The sequence below is a fragment of the Actinacidiphila oryziradicis genome (assembly GCF_005047355.1).
Classification (GTDB): domain Bacteria; phylum Actinomycetota; class Actinomycetes; order Streptomycetales; family Streptomycetaceae; genus Actinacidiphila; species Actinacidiphila oryziradicis.
In genome coordinates, this window is the sequence record NZ_SUMC01000188.1 from 1 (window position 1) to 8,381 (window position 8,381).

General features: G+C 68.5%; 8 protein-coding genes and 4 pseudogenes. 6 read left to right on the top strand and 6 right to left on the bottom strand.

The window, feature by feature from the left end:
- Positions 1-211, top strand: a pseudogene (locus FCI23_RS52420) (PIG-L family deacetylase); the annotation flags it as partial.
- 618 nt (positions 212-829) lie between these two features.
- Here FCI23_RS52420 and FCI23_RS52425 read toward each other — a convergent pair.
- The 3 genes from FCI23_RS52425 to FCI23_RS52440 all read right to left on the bottom strand — a co-directional run bounded on the left by FCI23_RS52425 (position 830) and on the right by FCI23_RS52440 (position 3,120).
- Positions 830-1,552, bottom strand: coding sequence for a dienelactone hydrolase family protein (locus FCI23_RS52425; RefSeq protein ID WP_136731001.1), 723 nt, complete (start codon positions 1,550-1,552; stop codon positions 830-832).
- 246 nt (positions 1,553-1,798) lie between these two features.
- Positions 1,799-1,930 (bottom strand): hypothetical protein, encoded by a 132-nt coding sequence (locus FCI23_RS62860; protein ID WP_265737857.1) that lies wholly within the window; start codon positions 1,928-1,930, stop codon positions 1,799-1,801.
- Positions 1,927-3,120, bottom strand: a complete 1,194-nt coding sequence (locus FCI23_RS52440) for an IS701 family transposase (RefSeq protein ID WP_136731005.1) — start codon at positions 3,118-3,120, stop codon at positions 1,927-1,929. Before FCI23_RS52440 ends, FCI23_RS62860 begins: the two co-directional genes overlap by 4 nt.
- Positions 3,121-3,649: 529 nt before the next feature.
- On the opposite strand from FCI23_RS52440, the gene FCI23_RS52445 reads away from it, so the two are divergent.
- Positions 3,650-4,219: a carboxymuconolactone decarboxylase family protein gene (locus tag FCI23_RS52445; protein ID WP_136731007.1), complete on the top strand. Its 570-nt coding sequence runs from the start codon at positions 3,650-3,652 to the stop codon at positions 4,217-4,219.
- Positions 4,212-5,018: a helix-turn-helix domain-containing protein gene (locus FCI23_RS52450; RefSeq protein ID WP_136731009.1), complete on the top strand. Its 807-nt coding sequence runs from the start codon at positions 4,212-4,214 to the stop codon at positions 5,016-5,018. Before FCI23_RS52445 ends, FCI23_RS52450 begins: the two co-directional genes overlap by 8 nt.
- Before the next feature lie 207 nt (positions 5,019-5,225).
- Here FCI23_RS52450 and FCI23_RS64460 read toward each other — a convergent pair.
- Together FCI23_RS64460 and FCI23_RS52460 are read right to left on the bottom strand one after the other, a co-directional pair.
- Positions 5,226-5,462, bottom strand: a pseudogene (locus FCI23_RS64460) (hypothetical protein); the annotation flags it as partial.
- Positions 5,463-6,159 (bottom strand): annotated as a pseudogene (locus tag FCI23_RS52460) (SDR family oxidoreductase).
- Positions 6,160-6,272: 113 nt separating this feature from the next.
- Between FCI23_RS52460 and FCI23_RS52465 the strand changes: the two are divergent.
- From FCI23_RS52465 to FCI23_RS52470, 3 genes and pseudogenes are all read left to right on the top strand, one after another.
- Positions 6,273-7,039, top strand: a pseudogene (locus FCI23_RS52465) (helix-turn-helix transcriptional regulator).
- Between the two features lie 230 nt (positions 7,040-7,269).
- On the top strand, positions 7,270-7,407 hold the full coding sequence (locus tag FCI23_RS57825) for a hypothetical protein (protein WP_169317428.1): 138 nt from the start codon (positions 7,270-7,272) through the stop codon (positions 7,405-7,407).
- Between the two features lie 24 nt (positions 7,408-7,431).
- Complete coding sequence (locus tag FCI23_RS52470) at positions 7,432-7,839, top strand: hypothetical protein (RefSeq protein ID WP_136731011.1); 408 nt, start codon at positions 7,432-7,434, stop codon at positions 7,837-7,839.
- A gap of 214 nt (positions 7,840-8,053) precedes the next feature.
- Here the strand turns inward: FCI23_RS52470 and FCI23_RS52475 are convergent, their stop codons facing one another.
- Positions 8,054-8,191, bottom strand: coding sequence for a hypothetical protein (locus tag FCI23_RS52475; RefSeq protein WP_384002930.1), 138 nt, complete (start codon positions 8,189-8,191; stop codon positions 8,054-8,056).
- Between the last annotated feature and the right edge of the window lie 190 nt (positions 8,192-8,381).

Genomic DNA, 8,381 nt, shown 5'->3' on the forward strand with positions numbered 1-8,381 from the left:
TGAGATCACCACGTGGGTGGACACCACCGCGTTCAGCGGTCAGAAGTTCGACGCGTTGGCCGCGCACGCCAGTCAGGGCGAGAACATCTTTTTCCTCAAGATGGGCAAGGAGAGGTTCGGCGAGTTGATGGGCATGGAGACCTTCGTACGTGTCCAGGACGCCACCGGCGCGGCCATACCCGAGAACGATCTCTTCGCCGGACTGCGCTGATCCGCCCGTCCGACCGGCCGGGAAAGCGCATCGACCGCACGGCACGATCGAGCGGGTCACACACCCGGAGGCTTGTCGACGCGAGTTCCGCTCCGGCAGCCCGCGTCCAGGTCCTCGCCGGCGGCGTCGACGCGTGCCCGCACTTCCGACCCGACACCGCGCTCGTCCCCAAACCACCTGGCAACCGCACGGGTGGGAGACCTGCGGGCTGCTGACTCGGAAGGTGCGCGACAGCCCAGGTCACAAGCCCGGCGGTCTGCTCCGATCAAGACAGACCGCCGAGGAAGCGACACGAAGCTGAGGCTCTGATGTCCGACACGCCGTGAGGCAACGGAAGAAGCAGCAGGTCACGAGGGCGGTCTCCGACACCAACCGCGGGACCCTACAACAGTGAAGCCAGTCGCCCTGTCATCCAATCGAGGCATTTGACACCGAACCTAGGCGTCCACGCCCTCGCGCCGCCCCGACCGCCCGGTACCGCCGTTGGCCGCTACCGCCGCGATCGGGGCGGTTATGCATCTGCCGGGCGCCGTCATCGAGGAGGGCCGGGGCCTGTCCTCGATGACGGCATCATGGCCGACGCCGCTTACCGTCTGCTGCTGGCCTGACGGCCCGGCCTCACTTCAGGTGCCGCCCGAAGAACCGGTCCCCGTCCTCCACCTCGAACCACGGGGTACCGACGTGTCCGCCCAGATTGGCGTGCAGCGTCTTCTCCTTGCTGCCGAAGGCGTCGAACAGGTCCAGGGCCCGCTGCCGGTCGTTCCCCTCGTCGTCCCACTGCAGCAGGAACAGCAGCGGAACGGTGACCTGCCGGGCCTCCTCGCGCTGGGCGCGGGGCACGTAACCCCCGGCGAAGAAACCGGCGGCCGCGATGCGCGGCTCGACCACCGCCAGCCGAATGCCGACGGCGGTCCACCCCGAGTACCCGACCGGGCCGCCGATCTCGGGCAGCGCAAGGAGGGCGTCCAGGGTGGTCCGCCAATCCGGGACCGCCTTTTCGACCAGCGGGCCGATGAAGGACTCGAAGATCTCATCGACCGGCTCGCCAGCCTGCATCGCCCGGCGGAGGCCGGCGCGAGCCTGCTCATCGACGGCGGAACGGGGCCGGTCACCGCACCCAGGGGCGTCGATGGAGGCCACCGCGTAGCCGTACGCCGCGGAGTGCCGGGCCCGGGCCACCAGCCGGGCTTCCCCCTTGGGCAGGCCGTTGTTGTGGGCCATCAGGATCAGCGGAGCCGGTGCGGGGGATTCAGGCGTCCACAGGGTGCCGGGGATCTCGCCGAGGGTGAATTCGCGCTCGTGAACGCCGTCGTCGAGGCGCTGTTCAGAAGTGAATTGCATGGTCGTGCCTTTCGGGAGTGCTCTTGAACGGCGCTCCCGGACGACCTATCGCCCGACCGTGACCCCGGAGGAGAGCACCCATGTCAATACGTTCACGGGTACCACCTCCTCGTTCTCTCGCACGGCCTCCCGAAAGTTAGCAGTGGTCGCCGTGGTCCGCCAAACGGGCTTTTGCGGAGGCTCTGTGGCCGGATGCCACGGAGCCACTCGCCTAAAGGCCACTCGACTTTCGACGTTCTGGCAGGGTCATGCCGCCAGGTCGTGGCTGGCTGAGGCCCAGGCTTGGTGGACGGCTCGGATTTCGGCGTCGGTGGGCTGACCTGGGCTGGTGGGCAGAAATCGGGCGGCGATGATGACGCGGCGGAGCTTGGCGGTCATGTCGGAGAAGGACGGTTCGGTCTTGGTGGCGTACCAGGGGGCGTTCTCGCGCCGGTCGGCGGCGTCGTCGGGGTGGTGGCCGTGCAAGGTGTACCAGAGCACGGTGATGCTGTGCAGTACAGGCCGAACGGGACGGTGCGGTTCACTGCGTTCTCGGTGCGGTTGCGGGCCTGGCCGACGCCGAGCAGGTCGCGGGCCTCGGCGAAGGTGACCTTCAGGGACCATCTCCAGGCGTATCTGCCGATCAGCGCTGCCGGGCTGCTGTGCTGGTCGGTGGTGACCAGGGCCAGGTCGTAGCCGGTGTCGGTGGTGTCGTCGCGCAGCAGGATCACGCGGACGGTCTGGGTGTGGAACGATCCGTACCACAGGCATCTGATCTCGGCGGTGTGCACGGTGTCGGTGCGGCCGTAGCGCTTGACCTGGGCTTTGGTGAACGTGGCGGTGGCGGCGAGTTGGGCGGGGGTGCCCAGCCGAGCGCCTTTGAGCGCCGGGCGTCCGCGCCGTCCGGTGGGCGGCGGCGCGAGGTCGTACAGCACCGCGTTGGCCGGCAGCCGGGTGGTGAAGGTGACGTTGCCGGGCAGTCGGCGCAGGGCTTTGCCGTGGTAGGCGGCGTCGGCCACGACATGCAGCGTCCGGGTGTGGTGGCACACCGCCAGCAGCCCGATCATGGATGCGGCGATCTCGACTTTCGACTGTCCCTGTTTGGGTCGCCACAGCCGGGCCATCACCGGCAGGCACACCGGCCGGGAGCAGAACGGCAGCTCCACGATCAGGCCGACCACCACGAAGCACGTTCCCCGTCCGACCGGCCTGGGGCCTTTGGCCGCGCCGTCGTGCTGCCAGGCCGCTGCGAACACCTTCTTCCCGGACCGTTTGAACAGCGTGTCGTCCACCGCCACTGTCAGCGCCAAGCCATCGGGCAGCAGGGACCGCACCAGCAGGTGGGACAGCGCCAGGCCCAACACCTCAACGTTCCAGGACGCGCGGGAGAAGAAGGCGTGCGCCCGGTCGTGGGACCAGGCCCGCGACAGCCCGGCCGCAGTCAGCATCCCGGTCACCGTGCGCTTCCCGGTCGCCGCGACCAGCCCGGTCACCAGCGCCGCGAACGTCCGCAGACTCGGAGCGGTGAACGTGCCCAACCTCTCCAGCAACGCCATCAGCGATGGCGGTACCGTCGGATCAGGAAGCATCGGAGGACCCCTCCCAGAGGTGGTGACGACACCTCCGATGCTTCTTTCATGCTCCGGGCAAGTCAGCCCTCTTCACAGCAAACCACCCGATACGGCGAACTCCTGTGACTGGGGTGACTGAAGAGACGGAACGGCCGCCGTTGATGATCGTGTGTGTGAAGACAGATCAGATGACGGCGGCCGCTGGGCCTGGCCCGAATGGCGCAGACGCCGCTGGTTCCACGCCCAACGATGCCACTACCAGCGACGAGAGGCCGAATGGGCATGAACATCACGAATCTACGGCTGGAGTAGCACGGGCGCTCGCCGATGCGAACCGTGTCCTGGACCCGGACGACGTGGCCGAAGAGCGTGAGATCCGGCCAAAGGTCGTCGAGGTGCTGGGTGAGCCCGCGTTCGACGCGGAGCACAACGCGGGATCAGCTGCCGGCCTCGTCGAACTGCTGCGGTGACCACGCGCGAGCGGTATCGCGCGCATTTACCTCCGAGGGAATTGGTTCGACGTCGTGGCTGCCGCAGACTCCGAGTCATGACCAGTTACCAGATCCACACCGCCGACACCGCGTCCGAAGCCGCGAAGGAGCCGCTGACGGTCTTGCAGGGGGCATTCGGGTTCGTTCCGGCCGCGGCCGGGCTCATGGCGAACTCGCCGGCGTTGTTGAACACCTTCTTCTCCGCGTTCGGGCACTTCCGGGGTGGCGGAACGTTCGGCCCGGACGAACGGCAGGTCCTGCTGCTGTCCAACGCGGTCGCCAACGGCAGCGAATGGGCGGTCGCGTTCCACACGCTGGAGGCGCTCGCGGACGGGGTCGAACCGGCCGTGGTCGAGGCCCTGCGCCGCGGCGATCTGCCCACCGACTCGCGGATGGCGGCGCTGTCGGCGCTCACCCGCGCGTTCATCGACAAGCGGGGCCGGCTCGACGAGGCGGACGTGGCGGCGTTCACGGCGGCCGGCTTCACCGAGGAGCAGCTGTTCGAAGTGATCACCGGGGTGGCGATCTCCGCGATGACGAACTACACCGCGAACGTCGCCCGGCCACCGCTGGAGGCGGCGGTGCAGCCGCACGCGTGGACTGCGGGATACTCGAGTGGTGTCTGACGTCGGTCCACTGTTGAAACACTGGAGGAGCGCCCGGCGGTTGAGCCAGCTGGCTCTGGCCGCCGAGGCCGCGGTGTCGATCCGCCATCTGTGTTTCCTCGAGACCGGCCGCGCGAACCCCAGCCGGGCCATGGTCCTGAAGCTCGCCGAGGTGCTCGACGTACCCCTGCGCGAACGCAACACCCTGCTGCTCAAGGCCGGGTTCGCGCCCGAATACCCGGAGTCCGAACTGGACGCGCCGTCGCTCGCCGCCGTCCGCGACGCGCTCGACACCATCCTGACGCAGCAGGAGCCCTTCCCGGCCCTGGTGATGGACCGGAGCTGGGACATCCGGCACACCAACGCCGCCGCTCGCCGCTTCTTCGCTTTCCTCCAGGACGGGCAGGCGAAGACAGCTCCCGGACCGGCGAACGTGCTGCGCCGGATGTTCCACCCCGACGGCGTCCGCCAGCACGTGACGAACTGGCCGGAGGTTGCCGAGGCGCTGGTCCGGCGCGCGCGCCGGGAGGCTATCGGGGGTGTCACCGACGAGCGCGCCCAGCGGATCCTCGAGGAGGTGCTGGACTACCCCGGGGTGCCGGCCTCGCTGCGGTCGCTCGACGCGGCCACGCCGGTGTTGCCGATCGTGCCGATCCGGTACGTGCACGGTGGCCGGCGGTTCGACTTCTTCTCCACCGTGACGACGCTCGGGACACCGCAGGACGTGACGCTGCAGGAGTTGCGCATCGAGTGCTTCTTCCCGATGAACGACGAAACTCGATCGCACGCGCGTCAACTCGCCGAGGCAGCGCAGCTCTGACTCCGCGGCGCGGTCGATGCGCTCGACCACCTGCGCACCGACACTGGCGAGGGCTTGGAGCGCAGGGGCCAACGGGGAGGCGGCCTCGTCGGCCGCGAGGACGACCTCGGCCACCGCTGCGGGCAGCTGCTCCGAGCCGGCGAACAGGGCTTCTCGTTTGTCGGAGAAGCACCGGAAGAACGAGCGTCGGGTGAGTCCGGCGCGTTCAGCGATCTGGGTCACGGTGACGTCGTCGAATCCGTGCTCCTGGTAGAGCTCCAGCGCGGCCCGCCTGAGGTCGCCCTCGCCGTGCGATGCGGCAGGCAATCTCCTCCGGGCCCACGTGTCCTGGACACGAGGGGCCAGCCTCGTCAAGCCGTCGAACGGTGGTTGCAGGTCAGGGGATGCTGTCGCGGCCGCGGACCAGGCCGAACCCCGATCAGGGTCAACGGGCGGGAGGCTCACTCACCAGGGCACGGGCGTCCCGTCCCAGGAGATGAACGCGCCGGTGGGCCCGTCGTCCGGGAGCAAGGCCAAGCGCACCACGCCGTGCGCCGCCTCGGCCGGGTCGCCTCCGCTCGCGGCGGCGGTGGCGTTGAGGTCCGTCCGGCGCAGGCCGGGGGCCAAGGCGTTGACCTTGATACCGTGCTCGGCGAGGGCGTGGGCGTAAAAGACCGTCAGGGCGTTCAGTGCGGTCTTCGAGGACCGGTAGGCCGCGTATCCGCCGCTGTGCGCGGAAGACACGGTGAGCGAACCGGTACTGCTGGAGACGTTCACGATCCTCGGGTGCTCGGAACGCCGAAGCGCCGGCACGAACGCGTTGGTCATCGCCACGACGCCGAACACCGTTCGTCTCATAGATCCGGCGGAAGGTCTCGAGTTTCTCCTCCAGCGCGCTCCTATTCTCGCCCGAGATGCCGGCGTTGTTGACCAGGATGTCCAGCGCCCCAACTCGGCCCGCCGCGGCGGCGATGCTCTCGGAGTCGGTCACGTCCAGAACCAGGGGCCGGGCGTCGCCGCCAATCTCGACGGCCGCGAACTCGCCGCGGGCCTCGTCGCGGGCGCAGACGTAAACTTGATGTCCCTGACCGACGAGTTCGCGAGCGATCTCCTTGCCGATGCCCTTGTTGGCGCCGGTGACCAGTGCGATCAGTTTGTCCATGCCTCCAGAGTGTCGGGGAACGCGGCCGCCGAACCAGGGACAATCGATACCAGGCAGGGCGAACGACGCGGGGTGCGGACGATCCGTGGGGCGGAGTGAAGGAGGCCCGACCGATGGCTAGGAGCGAACTGGCACAGTTTCTGCGCAGCCGGCGTGCCGCAATGCTTCCTGACGAGCCCGACCTCCGGGTCGGACCTCGCCGCCGTACCCCGGGCCTGCGCCGCGAAGAGGTCGCCGACCTCGCGCACATGTCCGTGGACTACTACACGCGGCTCGAGCAGGAGCGCGCGCCACGCCCGTCCGCACGGATCCTCGACTCCATCGCCGGCGCGCTCCGGCTCGCCCCGGCCGAGCACGCGCACCTGTACCGGCTCGCCGGTGTGTTCCCGCAGGCGCCCGCCGGCCCGCCGCGCACCGTCCGCCCGTATGTCATCGGTCTGCTCCACCGGCTTCCGCGCACGGCCGCGATCGTTACCGCCGCCGACTACGACGTGCTGGCCTGGAACCCGCTCGCTGCCGCGCTGCTCTGCAACCTCGAGAACCGGCCGAACCTGGCCCGCCGCCGCTTCCTGCAGCGTGCGAGTACGCCGTCGCCCGGCTGCGCGCCGCCTCCGACCGGTACCCCCGAGATGCCGCGCTCAGCTCACTGCTCGCCGAGCTCAACGCGAGCAGCCAGGAGTTCACCGAGATCTGGGCGCGCAACCCGGTGAGAGCTCCCGGACATCGGACGAAGACCATGCACCACCCCGATCTCGGTCCATTGCACGTGAACTGCGACGTCCTCACGCTCCCCGAGGACGATCAGCAGATGGTCTTCATCACAGCGGACCCGGGAACGTCGACCGAGCTCGCCCTACGCCGCCTCTCCCGTCCCAGGTGATCGACTTCGAGCCGGTCCATGCTGGCGCCCACCCGTCCTCGACCATCCACATCTTGCTGGTGTAGCGCAGCCGGCAGAAGATCATCGCGCTGCCAAAGGCTCCTCCCCGCCCCTGCACCCTAACGGCCACCGGCCGGGCACGGGTCCGCAAGACCTGAAGCGCCAGAGGACTAGTACCCGAGCGACTCTGCGAAAACGTCGAAAGTCGAGGTCTTCAGTAGGCGTGGCAGGTGGACGCGGAGGTGCTCGACCCCGGCCTGGTGGCCGCGTTCGCGAAGCGCTCGGGCAAGGAGATCCGCAAGCCCGCTGGCCCTTCGCCGGAAGCGGGTGCCTGTGATCCCGCGGCCTGCTCGCCTCTGGTGCGCTGAGTTTCGATCAGTGATTCTGAGTGCATGCTGCTTCCGCTCGCCCACGACAAGACCGAGCTCATCGAAGTCGTCCGTATCACCGACCCGATGAGACATCTCAGCGCGGAGGACCTGGTCGGAGACGACATCGCGATCTGGGAGGCGGCCCAGGCCCAACAGGTCTTGGCGCTGGTCAACGACCTGCCGGGCAGTGAGGTGTATCGCTGTTTCACCCCGGGCTGGGGCATCCGAGCTCACGGTGCCACCGACCTTCTCTTCCAGCTGGCCTTCTGCTTCCGCTGCCATGGCGCCCGCCTGTGGGGTCCGGCCGTCCCCGCCGAGCAGGAAGGAATCCACAGCTTTGATCCGGACAGCCCTCCTGCCCGCGAGTTGCTCCAACGACTCCGCGGCTCCAAGTCGGGCTGGATCAAGGGCCTGTTCCGGAACACGTGAAAGGCGTCGCATCCTCCGGGGGCAAGGAGTCGATCACGAGGTCGCCGTCTTCAGCGCGCGGGGCAGGTGGACGTGGAGGTGCTCGACCTCGGCTTCGTGGCCGCGTTCGCGAAGTGCTCGGGCAAGGTGTCGCCGCCGGGTGAAATGAGGTTCTGGATCACTTTTGGTGCAGGGCTGACGGACGGTCACCGCCACGTCGTTTCCGGCACGCGGGTCAGCGGGCGAGGAGGATGCGCTTGCGCAGGAGGTCCACGCCGGCCCGGCCGAACATCTGCCTCTTGAGCATCTTGATCCGGTTCACCTGCCCCTCCACCGCGCCCGAACTGAACGGCAACGTCAACCCCGCCGTCACCGCCCCAAGATCAGACCTGATCCCCACCACAAACGACCGCAACTCCGGCAGGTCGGTGGAGTCGGCCTCATTGAGATCGTTTCATCCTGAAGTTGCTGGTCGGGGGTCTGGTGTGGTGGCGGTGGGGTGTACTCGTGCTGGCAGTGCCGCATGATCGTCGGTCTTGATCATCCGTCAGCGGGTGCTCTGG

Coding starts and splice junctions, on each gene's coding strand:
- FCI23_RS52445 (WP_136731007.1), top strand. CDS start 3,650: ATGACCAGTTACCAGATCCACACCGCCGACACCGCGTCCGAAGCCGCG.
- FCI23_RS52425 (WP_136731001.1), bottom strand. CDS start 1,552: ATGCAATTCACTTCTGAACAGCGCCTCGACGACGGCGTTCACGAGCGC.
- FCI23_RS52440 (WP_136731005.1), bottom strand. CDS start 3,120: ATGCTTCCTGATCCGACGGTACCGCCATCGCTGATGGCGTTGCTGGAG.
- FCI23_RS62860 (WP_265737857.1), bottom strand. CDS start 1,930: ATGACCGCCAAGCTCCGCCGCGTCATCATCGCCGCCCGATTTCTGCCC.
- FCI23_RS52470 (WP_136731011.1), top strand. CDS start 7,432: ATGCTGCTTCCGCTCGCCCACGACAAGACCGAGCTCATCGAAGTCGTC.